This is a genomic window from Streptomyces sp. AM8-1-1, assembly GCF_032229325.1.
In the GTDB taxonomy this organism is placed as follows: Bacteria; Actinomycetota; Actinomycetes; order Streptomycetales; family Streptomycetaceae; genus Streptomyces; species Streptomyces achmelvichensis.
This window is the reverse complement of the sequence record NZ_CP135086.1, coordinates 2667999-2690034: the sequence shown is the minus strand read 5'-3', so window position 1 is coordinate 2690034 and position 22036 is coordinate 2667999. Positions and strand designations below refer to the sequence as shown.

At 67.5% G+C, this 22036-nt stretch carries 19 protein-coding genes; 13 read left to right on the top strand and 6 right to left on the bottom strand.

All coding sequences use genetic code 11. The annotated features are described in order from the left end of the window. Positions 1-5 precede the first annotated feature (5 nt). The 6 genes from RPQ07_RS11990 to RPQ07_RS11965 all read right to left on the bottom strand — a co-directional run bounded on the left by RPQ07_RS11990 (position 6) and on the right by RPQ07_RS11965 (position 12556). Positions 6-2024 carry an AIPR family protein gene (locus tag RPQ07_RS11990; RefSeq protein ID WP_313944105.1) on the bottom strand — a complete coding sequence of 673 codons (2019 nt, stop codon included), beginning with the start codon at positions 2022-2024 and terminating at the stop codon, positions 6-8. Further along, complete coding sequence (locus RPQ07_RS11985) at positions 2017-3024, bottom strand: PD-(D/E)XK motif protein (protein WP_313944104.1); 1008 nt, start codon at positions 3022-3024, stop codon at positions 2017-2019. The genes RPQ07_RS11990 and RPQ07_RS11985 overlap by 8 nt, the downstream gene beginning before the upstream one ends. Continuing rightward, a complete protein-coding gene (locus RPQ07_RS11980; protein WP_313944103.1) occupies positions 3021-5813 on the bottom strand; it encodes a Z1 domain-containing protein in 2793 nt (930 codons plus the stop codon). The genes RPQ07_RS11985 and RPQ07_RS11980 overlap by 4 nt, the downstream gene beginning before the upstream one ends. 49 nt (positions 5814-5862) lie before the next feature. Further along, entirely contained in the window at positions 5863-7338 is a 1476-nt protein-coding gene (locus tag RPQ07_RS11975; protein ID WP_313944102.1) for an ATP-binding protein, read from the bottom strand. A gap of 565 nt (positions 7339-7903) precedes the next feature. Next, positions 7904-10183 carry a tetratricopeptide repeat protein gene (locus tag RPQ07_RS11970; RefSeq protein WP_313944101.1) on the bottom strand — a complete coding sequence of 760 codons (2280 nt, stop codon included), beginning with the start codon at positions 10181-10183 and terminating at the stop codon, positions 7904-7906. 1272 nt (positions 10184-11455) lie between these two features. Beyond that, on the bottom strand, positions 11456-12556 hold the full coding sequence (locus RPQ07_RS11965; RefSeq protein ID WP_313944100.1) for a DUF1152 domain-containing protein: 1101 nt from the start codon (positions 12554-12556) through the stop codon (positions 11456-11458). Between the two features lie 99 nt (positions 12557-12655). On the opposite strand from RPQ07_RS11965, the gene RPQ07_RS11960 reads away from it, so the two are divergent. From RPQ07_RS11960 to RPQ07_RS11900, 13 genes are all read left to right on the top strand, one after another. Further along, a complete protein-coding gene (locus RPQ07_RS11960) occupies positions 12656-13396 on the top strand; it encodes a GntR family transcriptional regulator (RefSeq protein WP_313944099.1) in 741 nt (246 codons plus the stop codon). A 280-nt stretch (positions 13397-13676) separates the two neighbouring features. Next, positions 13677-14117, top strand: a complete 441-nt coding sequence (locus tag RPQ07_RS11955; RefSeq protein WP_313944098.1) for an ATP-binding protein — start codon at positions 13677-13679, stop codon at positions 14115-14117. Between the two features lie 92 nt (positions 14118-14209). After that, positions 14210-14938 (top strand): GntR family transcriptional regulator, encoded by a 729-nt coding sequence (locus tag RPQ07_RS11950; RefSeq protein ID WP_313944097.1) that lies wholly within the window; start codon positions 14210-14212, stop codon positions 14936-14938. A gap of 132 nt (positions 14939-15070) precedes the next feature. Then, on the top strand, positions 15071-15421 hold the full coding sequence (locus RPQ07_RS11945; RefSeq protein WP_313944096.1) for a hypothetical protein: 351 nt from the start codon (positions 15071-15073) through the stop codon (positions 15419-15421). Positions 15422-15426: 5 nt separating this feature from the next. Next, positions 15427-16800, top strand: a complete 1374-nt coding sequence (locus tag RPQ07_RS11940) for an FtsK/SpoIIIE domain-containing protein (protein ID WP_313944095.1) — start codon at positions 15427-15429, stop codon at positions 16798-16800. Between the two features lie 81 nt (positions 16801-16881). Then, a complete protein-coding gene (locus RPQ07_RS11935) occupies positions 16882-17538 on the top strand; it encodes a DUF2637 domain-containing protein (protein ID WP_313944094.1) in 657 nt (218 codons plus the stop codon). An 18-nt stretch (positions 17539-17556) separates the two neighbouring features. Beyond that, on the top strand, positions 17557-17748 hold the full coding sequence (locus RPQ07_RS11930; RefSeq protein ID WP_313944093.1) for a hypothetical protein: 192 nt from the start codon (positions 17557-17559) through the stop codon (positions 17746-17748). Further along, entirely contained in the window at positions 17748-17939 is a 192-nt protein-coding gene (locus tag RPQ07_RS11925) for a mobile element transfer protein (protein WP_313944092.1), read from the top strand. Before RPQ07_RS11930 ends, RPQ07_RS11925 begins: the two co-directional genes overlap by 1 nt. A 9-nt stretch (positions 17940-17948) precedes the next feature. After that, the gene (locus tag RPQ07_RS11920) at positions 17949-18143 is read left to right on the top strand and encodes a hypothetical protein (RefSeq protein ID WP_313944091.1); all 195 of its coding nucleotides are present in this window, start codon (positions 17949-17951) and stop codon (positions 18141-18143) included. Between the two features lie 26 nt (positions 18144-18169). Further along, positions 18170-18427, top strand: a complete 258-nt coding sequence (locus RPQ07_RS11915; protein ID WP_313944090.1) for a SpdD protein — start codon at positions 18170-18172, stop codon at positions 18425-18427. 131 nt (positions 18428-18558) lie between these two features. Then, a complete protein-coding gene (locus tag RPQ07_RS11910; RefSeq protein WP_313944089.1) occupies positions 18559-19881 on the top strand; it encodes a replication initiator in 1323 nt (440 codons plus the stop codon). After that, on the top strand, positions 19857-20051 hold the full coding sequence (locus tag RPQ07_RS11905; RefSeq protein ID WP_313944088.1) for a helix-turn-helix transcriptional regulator: 195 nt from the start codon (positions 19857-19859) through the stop codon (positions 20049-20051). Before RPQ07_RS11910 ends, RPQ07_RS11905 begins: the two co-directional genes overlap by 25 nt. Continuing rightward, positions 20048-21421: a tyrosine-type recombinase/integrase gene (locus RPQ07_RS11900; RefSeq protein ID WP_313944087.1), complete on the top strand. Its 1374-nt coding sequence runs from the start codon at positions 20048-20050 to the stop codon at positions 21419-21421. The genes RPQ07_RS11905 and RPQ07_RS11900 overlap by 4 nt, the downstream gene beginning before the upstream one ends. Positions 21422-22036 lie beyond the last annotated feature (615 nt).

Genomic DNA, 22036 nt, shown 5'->3' with positions numbered 1-22036 from the left:
CGCGCTCACGTCGTCTCGTGGTCGTGGTCGACAGGCACGGGCTGGAATCCATGCCGCAGAGCCTCCTCGTAGACCTCCATCGCCTGCCTGGCCTGGGTCCCCGTGACCTGTCGCCCCTGGGACAGACGCTGCGCGACACGGTCGGCGAGCTGCCGGTCCACGGCGCGCAGAACCCGGCCTTCGCGGGACCAGTCCGCGAGAGCCTGCCACTCCTCGCTGGGGATGTCCTCGACGGCGGCTTCGGCCTCGTCGGACTCGGTGCTCTCGGGGGAGGCGATCTCGAAGGGCTCGGCCGTGAGTTCGGCGGCCAGTGCGTCGGGGAGCGCCCACGGGATGCGGGACACCTCGTCCCAGCAGTCGGGCTTCTTCGCCCACTCCGACACGTGCCGGTCGCCGGAGATCACCGTCTCCATGATCAAGGGACAGAGTTCGTCGAGGGCGTCCCTCAGGGCATCCGTGGTGCCCTGCTCGTTCCAGATCCTGTCGAGGTCGATCCGCTTCTCGGCGGCGAACGAAAGCCGGGCGACCGTGTAGGTCGTGATCAGCCGTTTGTGGCTGCCGGCCGAGTGCGTACGGGCGATCCGGTCGGCAGCCTGGAAGAGGAGGGCCGTGGCTATAGCGCGCTTGCAGTACTGCACGTCCACTACGGGATCGGACTTCTCGATCCGCTCCATGAAGTGGGCGAAGTTCTTCTGGGCGCCGCGGCTCACCCAGTACGGGAGCTGTTCCCAGGAGTGCACGAAGGTGGCCAGGTCGGACTTGCTGAATCTCTGCCGCGTCGGCGTGATCAGCTTGAACTTGCGCTGGGCCGCGCGGGTTTCGTACTCGGCGGACTTGTCGGTGTACTGGCCCCGTGCCCGCTCGTAGAACCATCGCGTCTCCTGGCCGCTGCCATCGGCAGCAGGAGCCCACAGGCTGCGGGAGACACGCTCGAAGGCCACGTGGAACTCGTGGTTCGAACTGAAGTCGACCAACGTCACCTTGTTCTGGGTGTTGGAGTACTGGGAGATCTTCGGAACGATCTCGGACAGGTACGCAGGATCGACGATGGTGAGCTTCATCTGCACGTGGACCCCGTCTAGGTCCCGCTTGTCACGGGTCAGGACGTGGTGCAGCGAGGCGGTGGTCTGGCCGCCGTTGACGATCTGGAGGCCGGTCATGCTCCTGATGGCGACAGGGCTTCCGGCCTCGTCAGTCTCGAAGTCCACGTCCGAGGCGGTGGCGGTCACACCGTTGTTGTAGGCGAGGAACTTGCCCGGGGCGTTCAGCAGGGTGTCGCGGATGCCCTTGTTCACGGCACCGCGGGTCTGGAGGAAGGACCGGACGTTGAGTTCGAGCAGCCGGGTTCGGTGCTCCTTGTACAGCTCGGCCAACTGTCGGCCGGGAATCACGGCCAAGACGACCGAGTAGTTCGGTTCGTCGCTGTGAGCCGCCAGACAGGGAAGGGGACGCTCGAAGGTGACCTTGATGGGCTCGCCGATGCTCCCGGAGGTCTCGTGCCTGTGGAGCCGCGCGAGGTCCCAGAGCTCGTAGGCGACCGGGACTCCCTCGAACTCCGTGGGCTCCGGGGCGCTCGTCGTGCTGACCCGGTTGCTGAGCAGGAAGAGGCGGATCTTCGGAACGTTCGACAGCGCCTTCTCCACGCCGACGCACATGTCATGCACGTCGGTGTTGTCCTCCTGGTTGGGGCGGATGGCCCGATGCTTGCCCAGGAACGCGAACAGCCTGCGGAAGAGCCTGTCGGACTCGGCCTTGGTCAGCTTGCTACTCGACGGGGTCAGGTTGAAGTCCGTTGTGTACAGGTCGAGGCTGGACCCGTCCTCGGGCAGGCCGTAGCCGTAGATCTCCAGTCCGCGGGAGGAGTGGTACGCGAGTGCCGCGTCGGTGACGACACCGGCTTCCTCAAGGATCTCGAGCACGTGCTGGGTGAACGTGTTCGGGATCGAGCCGCCCTCGGCGTCCGCCAGCGCCTGGATGTCGGTGACCAGCGCGCGGGAGTACTCGTGCAGGTCGTGCTCAGCCATGGATTCCTCGGATCAGGTTGACCAGTGTTTCGGCGGTCACGCTGTGGGTGGCCAGGGCCGACACGTCGATGGTGTAGGTGCAGTTACCGACCCCGGGCGGCAGTTCGGCCTCGACGATCCGGGGAAAACCCTCCCCGACCATCCAGAACTCGCTGCGACGTAGGGTGTAGCGATCATGATCGTAGAGGTCCCGTTGGTTCGGCAGATAGCCGGCCTGGACCAGCAGGCTCTCGAAGCGCTGTGAGGCGGACGGTGAGGTCAGACGGGCCCGTATCTCGTCCACCAAGGCGTTCAGACTCTTGCCGAGCCCCCGCTGCCGGTCGTCGAGGACGACATGGGCCAGTACGAGAGGCGTCGAGTCGGCCGTGTCCAGCTGCCGCTCGCTCGCGATCTGGACTCTCCGGGGAGCGCGGGCTGTGGACGCCTTCACCTCGACTGCGGCGCCGGGCAGCTGGAAGTCCTGGTTCGTCTGTCGTGGACCGGTCCAGGAGCTGACAGCCGCTTGCTGGTCCACAGCCGGAAGCACGTACTCCAGGAGGAAGTGCAGTTCGCCGAAGAGGCCGCACCGAGCCTGTCGGGACAGACCATCGCGCGACACGGAGCGCAGCAGCTGCTGCCAACGGACGTAGCGGCGAACCGCGGCCTCCGCCGCCGTCTCGGTGGTCGGTGCGTCCCGCACAACCTCTGCGATGTCGGAGACGAGAGGGGTGAACACCTCGGTGAGTTCGTCGTCGGTGAGCATGACCTGGAGCTCGTAGTGGTTGCCGGACACCGACGACAGGTTCAGCTGCAGTCCACGGGTCGCCGGCAGTTCATGGATCTCCTGACGTACGGTGTCGGCGGTCCTGGCGTCGGTGCCGAGCAGCAGCATGCGCCGGAGGGCGGGGTGCGTCACCGACACCTGGATGTTGTGCGGGGAGTCGGGGTGGAGCCGCCGGGTGGACCTGCCCGGGGTCTGCTGGTGGGCCTCCAGCTCCTGCCACACACTCTCGTCGATCACTCTTCGTCCTCGAAGTCGTCGAACTCCATGTCCTGCTTGAACCAGATGTCGTTCACCACGTACTCGGTCTTCAACTGGTGGCGGGAGAACGGGAAGCTGATGGCGAACCCGACCAGCGGTGCAACCGGCTCGGCGTTCCCCGACGACTTGGCCACCTCGGCAGGGCTGAGGGGATACAGCAGAAGCAACGGCTGGTCAGAGCGACGTTGGTGACGCAGAGGCCGGCCGCGGGGGGCGTCCGGATCGAGCGGTTCGCCCTTCCTGTTGAGCTTCCCCTTCGCGGCGTCCTTCGTGGCCTTCAGCGCCCGGTCGTACTGTTCCTCGGTCAGATCGCAGAGCTCGTCGGCAGGGCTGAGGACGCGCTTGATCGTGTAGCGGCCGGGAACCACCTCCGAGGACTTGGAGTGGCTGCGCGTGATGAGGCCGATGGAATGGCCCGCGATCTCGGCCGGCGCACCCTCGGGCAGTCGGCTGGCGAGGCGGATCGTCCAGTTGCCGAGCTCACCCTGCCTGGCGCACTGGCGCACGTACTCTGCGATGAAGGCCGGCCGCACCCGCTGAGCCTGCCGGTCGGTGAGGTAGGAGTCGAGGAAACCCTCGGTGACGTCCGAGGCCGCGACGCCACTCCAGGTGATGCTCCCGCTCCGCTCGTCCACGTTCCCTGCTGAGAGCGCGTCGAGGCGCGCAGCGAACGACTCGAGGAGGTCGTAGTTCTTACGAACCACTTTCTCGGAGAGGTCGAAGATGGTCGTCTCAGGAAGCTCACCGGAGTAGCTGAGGCGGACACGCGTGCCCTGCCTCATCTTGTTGGAGGCCGTGATGCCGAGGCCGAGCGACGAGGTCCTGACCTTGAGACCGTACTCGCGGGGGGTCAGCCCCACCGCGGACATCTCCTCGACGTCGCGCCGGAGTTCGTCGGTGGCCGCGGTGATCTCCGCGTACTGGCGCTGCAGCGTACGTGTCGTGTACAGCCTGCACAGGTCCTCGTAGCGGGGACGGTAGCCGAACCAACGGCCCATCTGCAGCAGGGTGTCGTACGTCTTGGAGGCACGCAGGTAGTAGCTGACCGACAGCCCCTCGAGGGTCAGACCGCGAGAGAGCTTCTCGCCGCCTACGGCGATGACCGACAGGCCGGTCTCCCGGCGCTCGTAGTACTGGAGGGCGTCCTTCGCCGCACCGTTTACGGCCATGACGGTGATCTTCGCGAGGGCGGCGTGGAGATGGGGTTCGACGTCCTCCCAGTCAAGCCTGTCCCCAGCCATGTCCTCGGTACAGGGGAAGAAGTCCTCCTCCCAGAGCTGCCGCAGGTCTTCCTCGAGTTCTTCACGGGCACTGCTGAACCGGTCCTGGAGAACATCGAGGAGCAGACGCGCGTGTGCGTCGATCTGGTCGCAGACCTGCTGCTGTACGGCCGTGAAGCGGGTCACGTGCACCAGCATGGAGTTGTGCACGGCAACCTGCCCCCGCGCTCGACGTGCCGCGCAGGTCAGGACAAAGGACCGAATGGCTCGCTGCAGCGACTCGGGCAGGAAGTCGGGAACCTGATGGTAGGACTTGTGCTTGTCCGGCACCCAGAGGTCTGTGTCCTTGATGTGCCTTATCAGTGGCAGCGGCTCGATGTCCTCCTCGTCGCCGTCGGTCTGCAGACCGAAGAGACGCTCGGGACCGAGGTAGTTGGACGGTGCCCGCAGGGTGCGGATGAAACTTTCCGGGAAGAGGTCAGGGCCCAGCTCGTCGTGGTCCGTGTCGGGGCTGATGTAGATGTTCGCGAAGGGGGTCGCGGTGTAGCCGACGTAGGACGCCTTCGTGAAGCTGTTGACCAACCGCCTGATGGCCTTGTTGATCGCCGACGGGTTGGTGTCGGGGTCTTTGGAGGTGTTCACCCCGGCGTTGTCGGCTTCGTCGTCGATCACGAACAAGGGGAGGTCGGGAACGACCATCCTGCCGGTCTCCGGGTCCTCCACGCCGTGGTTGTCGATCACCCAGTCCCGCAGGTTGTCGATGATCCGCCGGTTCTTCTTGACCACGAGGACCACCGGGACACTGCCCACAGGCACGTTCGCGGAGACCGCCGTCTTGCGGGCGAAGTCCCCCTTCTCGTGACTGGTGGTGAGCGACGCGGCCTTAAGTCGCTTGCCGTGATGCGACATCGCGCCAACACCGATATGACGATGCGCGTCGTCGTCCGAGCGGAACTGATACTGGGTGTCGAACCCGAGGAGGCCTTCGTCGATACGGAGCTGGGTCTGGCTGCGCAGGTCGTTGTGGATCCCTGCGAACACCACAATGAGCCGGTAGCCGGCGTCGGCTGCCTTCGCGGCAAGCCCGATGAACTGCCCCGTCTTACCGGACTGAACCTGTCCGATCACGAGCCCGGTCCGGCGCCAGATGCCTTCCCGCCGAGGATCTTCCAGCTCACCTAGAACGTCGTCGGTGCTCTGGTCGAGGCGACGCACGACCTGCGTCGGGAGCTTGGACACGCTCAGCAGGTAGCGCCGGTAGCGGTCCCAGAACTCCCACTTCCGGTCTGCCTTCGCGTCGGCGAGCCATGGCACGTGGCCCTCGTCGTTCGTCATCGCGGAGGAATCAGCCTGGAACACGGAAGCACGGGCCTCGAGCACCTTCCGCACCTGGTCCCGCTCCACGCTGATCCCCTGGGCAGCGAGGATGCTGACCGCGGTGTTCACGGCGAAGTCCACCTCGGCCGGCGTTGCCTGGCGGTCACCTGGCAGGAGCAGCAACGCGGTCTGCTCGGCCTTCTCGAGACTGTCTTCGGGGGTGGTGCTCACAGCGTCCTCCAGCGGCCGGGTCGGTTGAGAGTGGGGTCTACCAGGTGGGTCAGGAGTTCCAGAAACCTTGTTGCTCGTCGAAAGGAGGCATGGAACTGAGTACACCCCGGGCATCCTCAGGAGAGCGGCCCTGTCCAAGGAGTGCTTCGTACACCCGGCGGGCGATGTCGACGGTCTCCGGAGCAGCCGGCCCCGGACCACCGAAGGGTTCGGGGTCGTCGACCGTGTCGGTCTCGTGGAGCATGCGGAGTGCCGTGACCGGGACCGTCTCCTCAAGGAGGCGGATCATCGAGCGGACGACGTCCGGATTGCCGCCCTGGCCGTCCACCGCTGCCTTCACCAACGGGTGCTTTCTGTTGATGCGCAGAACGATCCGGCCGTCGTGGCGCTTCACGTTCCAGGCGAACTTCAGGGGGTCACCGTGCGCCCGCGAGACCACCTGACCACGCTGTCGTGCGGAACGGGAGGCCGCCTCGCGGGTGTACCTGGCGATCCTCTCCAAGTGACGACGCAAGGAGACGGGGGGAACCACGTTCGCCTTGCGCACGTCCACGCCCCAGTCGGCGTCGGCCTCCGCAGGGATGTCCACGGCGATCCGCGCGAGGTTGTACTTCTCCTCGCGCCGCAGGCCGCGGATTCCCAACCAGTCACCGGCCAGGATCAGGCGGTCACGACGGTAGACGTAAAACCCCTGCTGCCCCAGCCACCCCCTCTGCCCAGCAGCCGACTCGTACTCGGCCTCCGATAGACGCTGTGCCGTCGGGAGGACGAAGGGCTCCACGCGCACCGACTCCGATCCCAGCGGCAGAGGCTCCCAAGGGATCCGCTGTACCGACGGGTGCGTGGACAGGAACGGGTCCCATGGGGAGAGGTCGGAGCCCCGCACCCGGATCCGGCACCGGGCCGGACGCTTCAGGAAGCGGGCGAAGACCATCGAGAGGTGGGCTTCGGTACGTTCCGCCTCCGCATAGAACTGCGCCTGCGTCTTTTCGTCGTCCCTGGTCACGGCTGTGTTGTGGTAGCCAGAGAGCTGCTCCCACAGGACGACGGTCCCGTGCTGCATGCTTCCCGCGATCTGACGCAGGAGGGTAGTGGTCCTGTCGCCGGGGTCGCGGAGGAGCCGCCACTCCTTGTAGTGCTCCACGACGCCGAGGTCCCACGTCCGGATGTGCCAAGTCCCGTCCTTGACTGTGGCGACGGTGAGTTTGCGGCACTGGGAGAAGGAAGCGGACTTCAACCCCACACCGAAACGTCCGAGATCGGTGGCACTCCGCTCTGCGGACGGGCCGCGGGCCGCCACCGTCATGGCGGTCACCAGCTCGGGCTCCGTCATCCCCTTGCCATCGTCCATCACTGCGATCCAGGAACTCTGCCCGTCCCACGTGAAATCGACGTCGATGTTCTTGGCCTCTGCGGAGACACTGTTGTCCACGAGGTCTGCGACGGCGGCGGGAAGCGAGTAGCCGAGCGAACTGAGCGACGCCACCATGCCAGCAGGGTCGGGAGCGGCGACCTCGAAGTCCATCTTCACGCTCCGTACCCGGTGAGTCCTGTGCGGTCGATTCGTCTGTGTGCTCCGCGGAGCGGCATGTGGCAGGACCTCTCGGGCCTTGTGTGGTGGGTGTGTTGCTGCTTGTCCCACACCAGCCGAAATCCCCCGTTCGGAGCATGCTACCGAAGGGACTTCTCTGGCGTAAGTGATCTCCGTGAGCGCTCAGGACTCGGACGCAACAAGACCTCCCGTGCTGACCACAGCCGGGCCGGACTGATGAGAGCGGCCGCTTCCATGAAGCCTCCAGGCGTGATGGCTGACGGCCGCAGGGTACTGGTCAACGCCGACAGGGCACCCCTGGCCTGCACAGATGTGTGGACATCAGCTTGGGAAGCTGCGGTCATATGCGCTTCGGTGGGCCGCTGAACTGCATGAACGGTCTTGGCGTCGCCTGTCAGGCTCGACGTCTTTCACCGCGATTCCCCAGGGTTCCCCATCTGATCTGGTGCGCTTGTGGTGCAGCCATGTTGCGCCGCCACGGCCGTCACACCTTCTGATGCGAGGCTCTACAGAGATCGGTCGGTGACGGTCATACCGGTTACTCGGGAGTGGCTGAGGGAGGTTGTTGGTCGGGGGCGGTTGATGGGGTTGCGGTATCTGATTGCTGTACAGCTGCCGCAGCATTGCGGACGGTGAGGGTGTCGGGGTGGTCCGGGCCCAAAACCCGCTCGTAGTCGGCCAAGACCCGCTCGCGCAGGTGGAGGGCGTCCTGGACCCGCCCGGCATCGCGGTAGGAGACGGCGAGGTTGTGGCGAGCGCCGAGGGCGTCGGGGTGATCCGGGCCCAAAACCCGTTCCCGGTCGGCCAAGACCCGCTCGCGCAGGTGGAGGGCTTCATGGAGCCGCCCGGAAGCGCGGTACGAGCTGGCGAGGGTGTGGCGAGCGCCGAGGGTGTCGGGGTGGTCCGGGCCCAAAACCCGCTCGTAGTCGGCCAAGACCCGCTTGCTGAGGTCAAGGGCGTCCTGGACCCGCCCGGCATAGCTGTACGAGACGGCAAGGTTGTTGCGGGCGGTGAGGGTGTCGGGGTGGTCCGGGCCCAGTACCCGTTCCCGGTCGGCCAAGACCCGCTCGCGCAGGTGGAGGGCTTCCTGGACCCGCCCGGCAGCGCGGTAGGAGACGGCGAGGTTGTGGCGAGCGCCGAGGGTGTCGGGGTGGTCCGGGCCCAGTACCCGTTCCCGGTCGGCCAGAACCCGCTCGCGCAGGTGGAGGGCTTCCTGGAGCCGCCCGGCAGCGCGGTACGAGCTGGCGAGGTTGTGGCGGGCGGTGAGGGTGTCGGGGTGGTCCGGGCCCAAAACCCGCTCCGAGTCGGCCAAGACTCGCTCGCTGAGGTCAAGGGCGTCCTGGACCCGCCCGGCATAGCTGTAAGAGACGGCGAGGTTGTGACGGGCGGTGAGGGTGTCGGCATGGTCTCGGCCGTGGATACTGCTGCTGAGGTGGACGGCCGTTTCGTCGTACTCGATCGCCTGGTGGTACAGGCCCGCTTCGGTGAGGCTGTTGCTGGCCGCGTAGAGGCATTGGTGGGTTGCGGGCTGCCACAGGGCTGGGCGGGTGAGCTTGTCGAGGTGAACCACGTTGGCGCGCAGCAGGGCGGCCAGTTCCCGTTCTTCGTGGTCGTGGCGGGGCCACAGGCTGGTGATGGCGTCTGCGGCGGCGCGGGCGGTGGCGGGCAGTGTGCCGGGCGGGATGGTCTCCCGCACGGCGCGGGCAGTCAGGGCGTGCATACGCAGGGGGGAGGCGGCGGTGTCCTGGGTGATCAAGGCGTAAGTGCGCAGGCATTCCAGTGCGTTGTGCACCTCTGTTTCGGTGACGGGATGGTGGTGCTTGCGCAGTCGGCGGCGTTGCGGCGGGCGTGCGGTACGCAGGTGGTTGAGCGATTCGGGTGTGATCCATGCGGTGACGGGGTGGCCGAAGGGGTCCATGAGGGAGGCGAGGTACAGCAGGGGTCGGGCCAGCCGGCTGGTGTCGGCTTCTTCGACCGCGTCGAGGGAGAGCAGCAGTGAGGCGGCGACGGGCCGTCCGTAGCCTTCGGTGTCCGCGCTCGCCGGTAGCAGGTCGCCCAGCCGGTTGCTGGTGTCGCGGAGCAGGGTGAGGTAGTTGGCCATCGTGGGCCGCTTGTTGATGAGATACGCGGCAGCGTGCCCGAGCGCGAGCGGGAGGTGCCCGAGCTCGAGGGCGATCCCGCCTGTCTGCGCGGGGTCGTGCAAGTGGGCGTGACCGGCATCGGTGAGCCGGCGCTTCAGGTAGGCGCGGGCCTCGGAATCCGTGTAGAGGCCGATCCGAATGAGGGTGCGACCCTGGCCGCTGAGTTGGGCGTCCTCACGTCGGCTGGTGGCCAGGACCCAGCCGCGGCCAACCCCGCTGTCGGGCCACCACTCCCGAACGGCGGCCGGGTCAGTGACATCGTCCAGCACCACCAGCCACCGCCGCTCGGTCGCTGCCAGCCACCGCAGAAACCGCCGCGCCGCACCGTCCTCGTCGTCCGGGGACACTCCGGGAAGCTGCAACTGCCCGGCCGCGTTCGCATACGCGCTGATGACCTGGTCGACGCCGGTGGCACGCACCCACACCAGCACATCCAGCGCTGCCCTACCGGAGCGCTTCTGATCCCGAAGCTCCCGCGCCAACAACGCTGCGAGTTGACTCTTGCCCACCCCGCCAGGACCGGACAGCACCACGTCGCTGCCCCCGCCACGCGCAGCCTTCACCTGCTTGCGCGCCGGTACGCGGGGTTGGAAAGCCGCAGCAGGACGCGGCACATCCCCGACCCATATCGGCCACTCGACCAACGAAACCTGCACCGACGCAGGGTGCACATGCATGTCCCCCGCCACTTGAGTCACATCCCCGCACGCACTTGCTTGCTGACGCGAACGGCGCTGTCCCGATCCCTCCATCACCATCCCGGCCACCTTGCCTTAGGCCCGATTCCCGCCGACCTGATCGATGTCGCCCGTGCCGTCGGAACGCGCCTTCTGCCACACGTCCTCACGTACCGCAGCTCTAGGCGCTCCGGCACCCGCGCCTGTACTACCGCCGGTCTGCGTAATTCGGCCCCCGCCGCGTGCTGACTGCCGCACCCGACCCGTCCCGGCCCCGCCAGCCTGCGACGCCCACCAGCCCAGCGCGGCCAGCACCCCGGCCGCCACCACACCAGCCACCGGGCCGATCACATCCCACGGATCGTCACCTCCTCTCGACAGAACCGCCCACGGCACCGCCACCCCAGCGAACGCCAGAGCTGAACCCGCCACCGCCACCAGCCACCGCAGAGCAGCCTGCACAACCCACCCCCGAGAACAGTCAGGCACCAGCCTTCGGACCGACCATGCTGGCACGCCGACACCCTCACCCACCGCACGAACTCACAATCCCCCACCAGCCGAATCGCCCCGTGCCACCGCGGACGGCGGGGCCTCTATGGGCGAGGCATGAGCTGTCTCCTTGCCCTGGGTCTTGTCGGGGATCTTGGTGAGCTGGGTTTTTGCTGTTCCGGAGCGGCGGGCCCGTGCGCCCGGTGGTGGTCGTCGGTCGTCCTTAGGTAGTACCTCGGACGAACCAGGGGATGTTGTCGAGCCACACAATGCCGTCGCCCTGGTCGACGTGTGCATCGCTACACCCCTACCGGCCTCAACCACGCTGCCGTCGTGTGTCGTCGACCAGAGGTGTCTCTCTGGCGCTAGATTTGATACGCCTATAGAGGGTTCCCTCTGTGGGGCAAGTGGATGCGCGAGTAGATCTTGAGCCCGACATCGCGGTCGGTGGAGCGGCTTTGGGGTGGCGCTGCTTTGGCGCGAGTGATCATGGCCCCGTAAGCTTCCGGCGCGTCGGGCGGTCTGTGGACCTGCCCGGTAAAGCACGACGTTGGGGCCATGATCTTCGAGGCTCGCGCCAAAGTGGCTCCGTAAAGCCGTGGAGCCGACCGCCCCAGCCACGACGTATCCCTTCTCTGGCGTCAGGCGGCTGATCGCCATGAGCGCGGCACGGGCGTCGGCCGGGCTGGAGCGGGGCGGAGACAGGAGCGCAGGCCCGGCCGGGGGCCGGGCCGCGCGCGGTGAGCGGAGCGAGCCGCCTTGAACCCGTGAAGAAGGTTGTTACTCAGGAGCCTCTGTAATGCGCCAGAGTGGGGCTGCGTACTGCTCCGGTCGGCTACTGATGAGCAGCTGGCGCAGGGCCTCGCGCTGGGTGCCGTCGAGGTTCAGTGCCTCTGTGAGTCGGCGGAACGTCGTGTGGGTGACTCCGCGGCTTCGTGCCTCTGCCTCGAACTGGTCGAGTTGGGGTAGCACCGCATCGGCGTCAAGCTGCACCTGCCGCTGTTCCTTGAGCCACAGCGCCTTGTTGCGCTCGTAGTCGATCTCTGAGAAACCGCATACCTCGCGGCTCAGGGCCTCGACCTCGTCCAACGTGGCCGTCGTCATGATCGCGCGGGCCAACTGGTTGCGGCTCAGCGCCTCGTCCAGGTCGACTTCGTGGATCGTCGGGCCCTCGTCGGTCAGGGGGATGGGAAGTCCCGCATCCCTGACCTCGCATGTGCCCCGTACTCCCCGGGCCGTCGCTGCGAGCATCCCGGTCGCCTCGGAAGGGTGCCACTCCAGAACCGGGTTGACCGGCTCCACGTCCCTGGCCGTGAATGTGTGGACTACCGGGCCGAGTAGGCGGCGCATGTCGTCGAGTGGGAGTTCCCCGTCCAGTCCCGGGCCTGCGATCAACAGTCGGATAGGTGCGTTCACCTGGCAGCACGCCGCAAGTGTCACGGCGTCCGCGAGCGGGCTCTTCAGCGTCGGCTCGTCGCCCTGTGCCAGGACGTCGCCGCCCACGTCCAGGAGGTCGATCGACTCGGGCTGGAAGTGCTCTACGAGCTCTTCGAGTTGGCGAGTGACGCCTTCAGCACCGTGGCTCGGGTCGATCAGTGCGAAAGTGTGCGGGAGCTCTGCTGCGAGCCGGGGGAGGGTGGAGCCTGCCGGGGCGACTGGGCGGGCGTCCGCCGGCACCTTCCAGACGGCTGGAGTGATGGGCTCGAGACCGGTGAAGTTCTCGGGGCCACGCGGGCCCGGGACCGGGTCGATCAGCAGGCGGTCCCACGCGTAGGTGAGGATCACCGCCCGGCCGTTGTCGTCGCCGTATAGGGCGGCGTCAAGCATTGCGGCGGCGACTGCGTCGCCCCCTCCTCCTGCTGCGACGATCAACCGCGTCATGGGGGCAAGAGTACGGGGTCCGATATTGACCACTCACCCTATAGTGGCTAGAGGCCATAGCCACTTGGCCGCCAGTGCGGCACAGAACGAGGAGGGCGCGTGCCCAAGATCGAGGAGGCTCAGCCGAAGTATCTCCAGATCGCGCACTACATCCGCGATCAGATCCTTCGGGGCGACTTGCGGCCGGGGGACGAGGTTCCCTCCGAGCGGCAACTGGCGGCGGTCTGGAAGGTGTCCAGGCCGACGGCGGCCCGTTCGCTGGAAGCGCTGAGCCATCAGGGGCTTGTCGAGAAGCGGCAGGGGTCGGGCACGTATGTGCGCAGCCTCGAAGTCAACCGCCGTGCACGTGAGTTGTACGGCCGTGCTCGGCAAACAGGGAAGATCTACACGCCTGGCGAGTACGCGGTCATCACGTCGGCCGGCTGGCTGGAGGCGCCGGACCACGTCGCAGAGGGGCTGGGCCTGGTGAAGGACCGGCGGGCTGTTCATCGGCGTCGGGTGACCAACAACCAGGACGGGCCCATCACCTTGTCCACCTCCTGGTTCGCACCGGATGTCGCGGAGCGCGCGCCCAAGCTGCTGGAGCCGGAGCGGATCCAAGAAGGCACCCTGATGTACGTCGAGAAAATGACTGGGCGGCAAGGCAGTTACGCCGAAGATCGCATGTGCGCCCGGGCAGCGACGGGCGAGGAAGCCGCTGACCTGCAACTCGACGCCGACTCGGCCGTCTTGGTCGTGCATCACGTCGTCTTCGATCTCCAGGACCGCCCGCTGGAGTTCGCCGAAGCCACCTACCCGCCGCACCGTTGGGCGTTCGAGCAGGGCTACCCGCTCTCCTGACAGATAGCCAGCCAGTTGACGCGAACCGCTTGCGTCGACGAAGTGGCCAATGCCACTATCCAGGAAGTGGCTAAGGCCACTTTATCGGAAGGGGCATGGTGTGACGAGTCAGCGGCCGGACCAGGGCACGCACTTACCTTGCCGGGGTTGCCGAGGACGCGGATGGAAGCGCGTTGGCTCGCGTACGACCCTGGCTCTTGCCGCCGTCGCCGACCGCACCCGTGCCACATCGAAGCGGCGCTGCCCCGACTGCGACGGCAGCGGCAAGGAGTGAGCACGGATGGCCAACTACGAGATCGACCGCTATCCCTCCGAGGACTCACCGCGACTCGGGGCGATGACCTTGCACCCTGTCGCGGAGTCCGTACCTCGGGCCCGGCGCTGGTTCCGGAAGTTCATCGCTCCCTACAACCCGGCCTGCTCGCTCGACGACTGCGCTCTCATGATCTCGGAGTTGGTCACCAACGCCATCTCCTACGGTCGCGCCGACGACCCCTGGGTCGTCCGGGTCGAGTGGTTCCGCGAGGGTGCTTCCCTCCGGGTAGAGGTGCACAACCCAGGATTCCCGGCGAGTGTCCGGCTGCGGCGTCCCGACGCCGATGACGCGCACGGCCGCGGGCTGCTCCTGGTCGACTCCATCGCCGACGCCTGGCATCACGGGCCCAGTCGCTTCGGTGGAACGGTGGTCTCCTTCGAGATGGCCGATGCCTGGCCGTCATAAGCGGAATACGCTCCGCTGGTACTGCGCTGGCGGAATCGTCGCTAGTCTGGTTGACCAGTTGACTTGGCCAATCTCGACAGGCGGCGGCATTCATGGCGTATGAAGTGGAGGCACCGAAGTACGTTCGCCTCGCTCAGACCCTTCAGCGTCGCATCGAGGACGGCACGTACCCGCCCGGAAGTCGCGTGCCCAGCGAGAATCAGCTGGTGCAGAGCTTCGGGATGTCGCGCCCGACTGTCGTCCGGGCGCTGGAACTGCTGAAGCGTGACGGCTGGCTGGAGTCACGGCAGGGGTACGGCACGATCGTGCGGGGCCGCCCGGCCGTCGTGGAGCAGAAGGATCGCCGGGGGGTTGAAGCGCTCGCGCGCGACGAGTCGCAAGCTCCAGGCCGATTGGTCGAGGTTGGCCACGTCCCTGTTCCGGCACGGGTCGCCTCTGTGCTCGGGCTGCCCAAGCGGACCAAAGTCCTCATGCGTCGCTTCCTGGTCGTGGATGACGGAGAACCGGTTGAGCTGGTCTCGTCGTACTTCCCCGCCGGCCTGGTCGAGGGAACCGCACTGGAGAGTGCCGAAGTGCTGGCTGGCAGTACGCGTGCGCATCTGGAGGGACGGAAAAAGGTCCGCTTCGACCATGTGACGGAACGGGTCTCGGCCCGACTGCCCGAGCGTGCAGAAGTCGAGCTGCTGGACCTCCCGGACGGGGTTCCGGTCCTCAGCGTCCTGGTCGTCGCGCGCGACGCTTCCGGCCAAGCGCTGCAAGTCTCTGACGTGCTGCTTCCGGCTGACCGGCAAGAACTGGAAGACACCTACCGCCTGAACTGAGGCCGTTGCCCACGAAGTTGACCTCGACTTGCTCTTCGTTCTCACTTGACAAGTCAACTTGGCATCCCTAACTTCGAACTTGCTAAGTCAACCTGTCAGGTGATGGGTTGATCGACTCAGAAGGAGAAATCTGTGCGTGTGATCCGCGTTGACGCCTCGACCGCGACGATCCTGCTCACCGAAGCCCCGGCGCCGAAGGTGCGCGACCGGCAGACCGGTGAGATCGCCAAGGACGCCGTGAGCGGCGAGGCACTGATGACCGTCGGCGTCGTCTTCATCGACGAGGGGGAGTCGTCGCTGATCCAGGTCACCATCCCTGAGAGCGGTGTGACGGACGGCCTGACCGTGGGTGCCCCGGTCTCGCTGCCCGGTCTCGTCGCCCGCCCCTGGGAGAGCGTGTTCAACGGCCAGCAGCGGCACGGCATCGCCTACCGCGCCACCGCCGTTGCTTCCGGCGCCTTCTCGATGGACCAGGCGGGCTGACAGTCGTGGCTGACCTGGTGACATGGGCCGAGCTGGGCGGGTCGCTCGCTGCGATAGGCGGCGCGGCCTACGCCCGGCACGCCCACCCGGCGGCGTACTGGTCCACGGTCGGGCTGCCGGTCTCGGTGGCCCGGGTGCTGGCCTCGTACTCCTCGACCATGGACGCGTGCGGCCTGACGGTCGAGCCGTCCCGGTGGCGAGCCCTGGCCGTGAAGGCGACCACTCGCCGTGAGGTCCGGCCGGTGCCTCCTCGGCGGGGTTTGATCCGGCCCACCTCGACCGGGCTGCGGCTCCGGCTGCGGCTGGCGCCTGGGCAGGAACCCGCCGACGTGGCGGCGTCGGCCGAACGGCTGCGGCACGCCTGGGGCGTTCACGCCGTGTACGTCCGGGACGTCAAGCCCGGAGTCGTGGAACTGCGCCTCGTCGGGTACGACGTGCTGCGGAAGGTGCGGATGCCTCGCCGGACCGACGCCGGGCCGTTCCGCGTGCCGGTGGCCCTGCGGGAGGACGCGACCGCCTTCGTGCGGGACTACCGGGCCGTACCTCATGAACTCGTGCTCGGCGCCACGCTTTCCGGCAAGTCCATGTACCTGCGAAACCTGCTCACGGGCCTGGCCGGTCAGCCGGTCGTGCTCGTGGGAATCGACTGCAAGCGCGGTGTGGAGCTGGCGCCGTTCGCGCCCCGGCTCTCCGCCCTGGCCACCGACCCGGAGCAGGCGGCGGAACTGCTGCCTGTGCTCGTCACGGAGATGGAGGACCGATACGACCTGATCAAGGCCCGTCAGGGCATCGCGCCGGGAGCTCCGGCAGAAGAGATCACTTCGGATGTCTGGGGCCTGCCTGAGGACGAACGCCCATCTCCCATCGTGCTGTTCATCGACGAGGTGGCCGAACTCTTTCTCGTCGCCACGAAGAAGGAGGAGGAGCGGCGGGACGAGATGGTCACCCAGCTCATCCGTCTCGCTCAGCTCGGCCGTGCGGCCGGCATCTATCTGGAGGTCTGCGGCCAGCGGTTCGGGGCCGAGCTGGGCAAGGGCGCGACCATGCTCCGGGCCCAGTTGACCGGCCGGGTCTGCCACCGCGTGAACGACGAAGCCTCCGCCAAGATGGCGCTCGGAGACATCGCCCCGGAGGCGGTTTCTGCCGCTTGTGCCATCGCCCCCGAGCTGCCCGGCCTCGCCGTCGTCGGTGACACGTCCGGTGGCTGGTCCCGCATCCGTACTCCGCATCTGTCCCTCGCTGATGCTGCGGCCACCTGCCGTGACACGGCGCACCTCGCTCCGGACGTTCCGGGGCTGGCGCCGTTCCGGCCGTACGTCCCGCCCGTGCGGCTGGAGGAGTCCGGGCCTGTGGCCGCTCCTCAGCCGGTCACCGAGTAGCCCACCCCGCCCCAACGGTCGGCGCGGCCGTCCCGCGCCAAGTCCCTACCCCACCCATGCCTGGAACTGGAAGGAGTGGCTGTGCGTACCCTGCCCGTCCGCGTGGACGCCGTGCTCGTCCAAGCGCTCATCGCCGCCGCGCTGTCCTTCGCTCACCTGCATGACCTGGCGTTGGCCGCCGGACAGGACGGCTGGAAGGCGTGGGCCTACCCGGTCTCCGTCGACCTGCTGATGGTCGCGGCCTGGCGGCGGCTCCGCTCCGGTGAGGCGAAGGCGGCCGGGTGGTGCTGGTTCCTCGTCGCACTTACCGCTTCCCTCGGCGCCAACGTCGCCACCGCCGGGCTGCTTGACCTGGACGAGGTACCGGCCTGGCTGCGGATCCTCGTCGCGGGCTGGCCCGCGGTCGCCTTCCTCGGCGGCACCCTGCTCGCCCACGGGGGGCCGCAGCCGATCGACGCTCCGGCTGCGGCATCCGCACCGTCCTCGACGGTCACAGCGCCGGAACCCACCGTTGCGGAAGTCGAACCGTCCTCGCCGACGGCCGAACTGCCCGCCGCTGAACCGGCGTCGTCTCCGGACTCGCCTTCCCCGGTGCCACCCGCCCTCGTCGCCATGGCCCGGAGGGTCGCCGACGAACACCACACCCGGACCGGAACGCCCATCGACACCCCAACGCTTCGCGCACGGCTCGGCGTCCCGATGCCGCTCGCCGAAGCCATCGCCACCCAACTCACCTGACCCGGAGGACTTGCCACCGTGCGCCCGTCCACGCTCCGCGCGCTGAAACGCGCTGCCGAGCTGACACGACAGAACCGCCTCACCGAAGCCGTCCTGATCGCCGAGCCGGTGATCCTCGCCGCCGACAGCTACGAGGGCGACGAGATCTTGCGCTGGCTCGCCGACCACGTCACCGACTTCACCGGCGAAGACGAACAGGAGATGCCCTGATGTCCGCCAACCCACGCTTCCGACGCGTCGCCCGCATCGGTCCCGTCCAGGTCGCCACCTACTACGACGGCCGGGGCCGCGAGAAGCACACGGCCGCCTGCACGGCACCGCGCTGCGGCTTCTCCACCGACTACGACAGCCGCGCCGCCGCCGAGCTGGCGGCCCGGACCCACCGCTGCTCTGTGCGCTGAGGAGTCCCCGTGACCGTCTCTCTGCCGCTCGTCTTCGTCCTGGGTGTCATCGCCTGGGCCTCGATCAAGTTCCTCGGCGTCCGCCTCTGGGTCGCCGTTGTGATCGCCCTGTTCGGCTTCTGGCTCTCCCAGACCTTCCTCGCCCCCGCCATCGAGTCCGGCACCCGCTCCGGAGTCGACGTCGTCAACGGCACCCGCGAATGACCACCCGACCGACAAGGAGTCCAGCCATGTTCCGCCCCAAGCTGCCCGACATCCCGCACGTCCCGAGCATCACCACCCACATCCCGCAGAACCACGCCCCGGCCCCCTCCGCCGGCCGCCCGGTCGCCCCGTTCGTCGGGATCGGAGTCGGCGCGGTCGCCGCCGTGGTCGTCGTCGGCGTCGTCCTCACGGCGCTCCTCACGGCGGTCGCCGTATCGGCCGTGTCCGTGGCCATCGCCGCCGTGGTGCTGCGCTCCCTCGTCAACGGCGCGAACAAGCGCTGACCGGCCGCCGGGGCGGCAACAAGCCGCCAAGCATCCCGCCGCCCCGGGGCCGACCCTCCCGACCGCCGAAACAGCCGAAAGGAAGACCCATCATCACCCGGCAGACTCCGCCCCCGCTGGCGGAACTCTCCATGCTTGCCTCCCTCGGCACCATGCCCGAGCTGGCCCGCCAACTCTCCACGCTGGGCGGCTGCACCCGCCCAGTACGCCTCGACGGCCACCGCACCGAATACGCGGTCGACACCACGACCGGTGAGATCGGCGGGGTCCTGCACCACCTCGACTCCACCGCCCTCCCCGCCGGACAACTCCTCGTCCGCTGCAACAACCGCCGGGCCACACGCTGTGCGGCCTGCGCCGAGACCTACCGCCGCGACACCTACCACCTGATCACCGCCGGACTGCACGGAGGCAAGGGCACGCCCGAGCAGGTCGCCGTCCATCCTCGTGTGTTCGCCACGTTCACGGCTCCGAGCTTCGGCCCGGTCCACAACCGTCCTTCCAGCGGACGGCCCTGCCGCTGCGGTGACCGGCACGACGAGCAGGATGCAGCCCTGGGCACACCGCTCGATCCCGACGCGTACGACTACGAAGCGGCCGTGCTGTGGAACGCGCACGCCGGGGCCCTCTGGCGGCGCTTCTCCATCTACCTGCGTCGGGAGGTCGCCAAGCGTGCCGGTCTCACTCAGCGTGCCTTCCGCGACCACGCGCGCATCTCGTTCGCCAAGGTGGCCGAGTACCAGAAGCGGGGCGCCGTCCACTTCCACGCGGTCATCCGCCTCGACGGCCCCGAGGGCGGCGACACGGCTCCTCCGGTCTGGGCAACGGCGGAACTGCTGACAGACGCCATTCGCGCTGCCGCATCCGCCGCACGAGTCACTGGACCGGAGGTCGACGGCCGGGCCCACTCGTTCAGGTTCGGTCGTCAGCTCGACGTCCGCACCATCCGCAGTGTCCACTTCAACGACGGCCAGGAGCTGACCGAGCGGGCAGTAGCCGCGTACATCGCGAAGTACGCCACCAAGGGTGCCGAGACAGCGACCGGCACGCTCGACCGGCCGATCCGCTTCCTCGCCGAGCTGGCCGGGGCCCGGATCACCGACCACGCCCGGCGCATGATCCGCACTGTCTGGACTCTTGGCGCCCGCAAGGACCTCGAACACCTCCGCCTGCGCGCCTGGGCCCACATGCTCGGTTTCCGCGGTCACTTCTCCACCAAGTCCCGCCGCTACTCCACCACCCTCGGCGCCCTCCGTGACGCCCGTGCCGAATGGCGCCGCGCCCAAGCGGCTGCCGCGCTGCCTGAACGCGAGCCGGAGACGACGTACGTCCTGGCTCACTGGGTTTTCGCCGGAACAGGCCTCTCGGCCGCCGAAGCCTGGCTGTCCGCGTCGCTCGAACCCGCCCCTGGTACGGAAGGAGAACCGACATGGAATCGCGTCACGACGAGCTGATGACCGTTCGCCAAGTCTTGGATGAGCTGGGTGGGGTCTCCCGACGGACGTTCTACCGCTGGCGTGAGCTGGGTTACGGGCCGGCCGCATTCAAGCTGCCCAACGGCGAGCTACGGGTGTGGCGGAGCGACTTCACCACGTGGCTACGGCAGCTGGAGGCCGCCGCATGAAGTCTCTCGACGTGAAGGTCTGGGCCGTGCGAAAGCGCGATACGAAAACGCCCTCATACGGTGTCCGGTGGTCTGTCGCGGGAAACGTCTTCTCTGACTCCTTCCGCACGAAGGCCCTCGCCGATCACTATCGCGCGAAACTTATGCGGGCGATGCGAGACGGAGAGGAGTTTGACAAGACATCTGGCCTCCCGGCCTCGATGGAACAGAAGAAGTCGGCCATGTCGTGGTACGAGTTCGCCCTCAGGTACCTCGCGATGAAGTGGCCGCATGCTGCCCCCAATACGCGTGACGGCATCAACGAATCGCTCACCAGCGTGACTATGGAGCTCCTCGACGAGCGCGCTGGACGGCCGTCCGACCAGGCCATCCGCAAAGCGCTTCGCAACTGGGCCTTCGTGTTGCCCGGGCCCGATGACCGGGACCTCCCGGACGATGTTCGGAACGTTCTTCACTGGGTGTCGAAGGCATCGCGGCCGCTTGCCGATCTCGCGGAACCGGCCACGGCTCGCGCGGTGCTGGACTCGCTGAAACTCAAGCTCGACGGCACGGCCGCAGCGGCTGAAACCGTGCGGCGTAAGCGGCGGACTCTCGTCAACGCTGCCAACTATGCGGTCGACCTGGGGGAGCTGCGTGAAAACCCGATCACGGCTGTTCGCTGGCAGAAGCCGAAGGTCTCCAACCAGGTTGACCCTCGCGTTGTCGCGAACCCCGAGCAGGCTCGGAATCTTTTGGCGGCCGTCTCCTACGTAGGCGGCTACCAGCGGGCCCGTGGGCGACGCCTGGTGGGTCTCTTCGCCGCCATGTACTTCGGCGGTCTCCGGCCTGCTGAAGCGGTCGGCCTCGTCGGGACGGACCTGAACCTTCCCAGGCAGGGCTGGGGATCGGCGCTGCTGCACCGGACTCGTCCGTCGGTCGGCAAGCAGTGGACCGACTCGGGGGAGACCCACGACGACCGCGGACTGAAGAACCGACCGACGGAGGACGTCAGACGCGTGCCCATTCCGCCTCACCTCGTCGCCGTGCTCCGTGAGCATCTCGCCACCTTCGGGACTGCCGACGACGGGCGGTTGTTCTTCAGCGAGAAGGGCTCGGTCGTCCCCTCGTCGACGTACTACCGCGTTTGGCAGGAAGCCCGGCTCCTCGCGCTGCCGCCCGCCGTCGCGGCTTCACCCCTCGCGAGTCGGCCGTACGACCTCCGTCACTCGGCGCTATCGACGTGGCTCAACGCGGGTGTCGACCCGACTGAGGTGGCCGAGCGCGCCGGCAACAGCGTTGAGGTCCTGCTGACCCGCTACGCGAAGTGCCTTGACGGACGGCAGGACGTCGCCAACCGGCGTATCGAAGACTTACTTCGCGAATACGAGTGACACGGCCTGCCCAGAGATCGAAGCCCCTGGAGTCTCGTCCAGGGGCTTCGCTGTTCCTGGGCCGTCTCAATCGTCAGGAGCACTGCCGGTCCGTCGAAGCCCGTCTCCAGCTGCGCGACACCCCTGCAACTGCTCTCGCTGAAACGTACGGCATTGGCCGACCGAGGCGCTGAAACTTCAAAGGTCCGCACATGCCTCGCCACCACATGCCACGAAGAGACCGGTGGTCGTCATACTGTCGTCAGTCGCTCGATGCTGGGGGAGAAGCGTGTTCCGAATCCTGTTCTACGTTGCTTCATGCACTGCCACTGGCGGCGGTCTCGCAGTCCTAATAGCCAGGGCATCAGGAGCGGCTAACCCGGAAGATACCCCCGCCAGCATCGGGATGGCTGTTGGCTTCCTCGCTGGCCTGGCTTATCTGAAGTTCCGCAACTCGCCGACAGCCACGCTAGCTCGCGCCATGCGCGATGGGGACGGGGCCGCATTTTTGGCCCGCGCACTTGACAGGGGCGCCACCCAACTGGTTCCAATGCGGCTCTCCCAACCTTGTGGGCATGGCTCGGACCGCGTCCTGGTTACGACGCGGCTGCTGACGGAGATGCACGACGGGGACAT

Bases quoted from the DNA above. Each gene is read 5' to 3' on its own strand.
- RPQ07_RS11990 (WP_313944105.1), bottom strand. From the start codon at position 2,024: ATGGCTGAGCACGACCTGCACGAGTACTCCCGCGCGCTGGTCACCGAC.
- RPQ07_RS11975 (WP_313944102.1), bottom strand. From the start codon at position 7,338: ATGGACTTCGAGGTCGCCGCTCCCGACCCTGCTGGCATGGTGGCGTCG.
- RPQ07_RS11970 (WP_313944101.1), bottom strand. From the start codon at position 10,183: ATGCATGTGCACCCTGCGTCGGTGCAGGTTTCGTTGGTCGAGTGGCCG.
- RPQ07_RS11965 (WP_313944100.1), bottom strand. From the start codon at position 12,556: ATGACGCGGTTGATCGTCGCAGCAGGAGGAGGGGGCGACGCAGTCGCC.
- RPQ07_RS11955 (WP_313944098.1), top strand. From the start codon at position 13,677: ATGGCCAACTACGAGATCGACCGCTATCCCTCCGAGGACTCACCGCGA.
- RPQ07_RS11950 (WP_313944097.1), top strand. From the start codon at position 14,210: ATGGCGTATGAAGTGGAGGCACCGAAGTACGTTCGCCTCGCTCAGACC.
- RPQ07_RS11925 (WP_313944092.1), top strand. From the start codon at position 17,748: ATGTCCGCCAACCCACGCTTCCGACGCGTCGCCCGCATCGGTCCCGTC.
- RPQ07_RS11915 (WP_313944090.1), top strand. From the start codon at position 18,170: ATGTTCCGCCCCAAGCTGCCCGACATCCCGCACGTCCCGAGCATCACC.
- RPQ07_RS11910 (WP_313944089.1), top strand. From the start codon at position 18,559: ATGCTTGCCTCCCTCGGCACCATGCCCGAGCTGGCCCGCCAACTCTCC.
- RPQ07_RS11905 (WP_313944088.1), top strand. From the start codon at position 19,857: ATGGAATCGCGTCACGACGAGCTGATGACCGTTCGCCAAGTCTTGGAT.
- RPQ07_RS11900 (WP_313944087.1), top strand. From the start codon at position 20,048: ATGAAGTCTCTCGACGTGAAGGTCTGGGCCGTGCGAAAGCGCGATACG.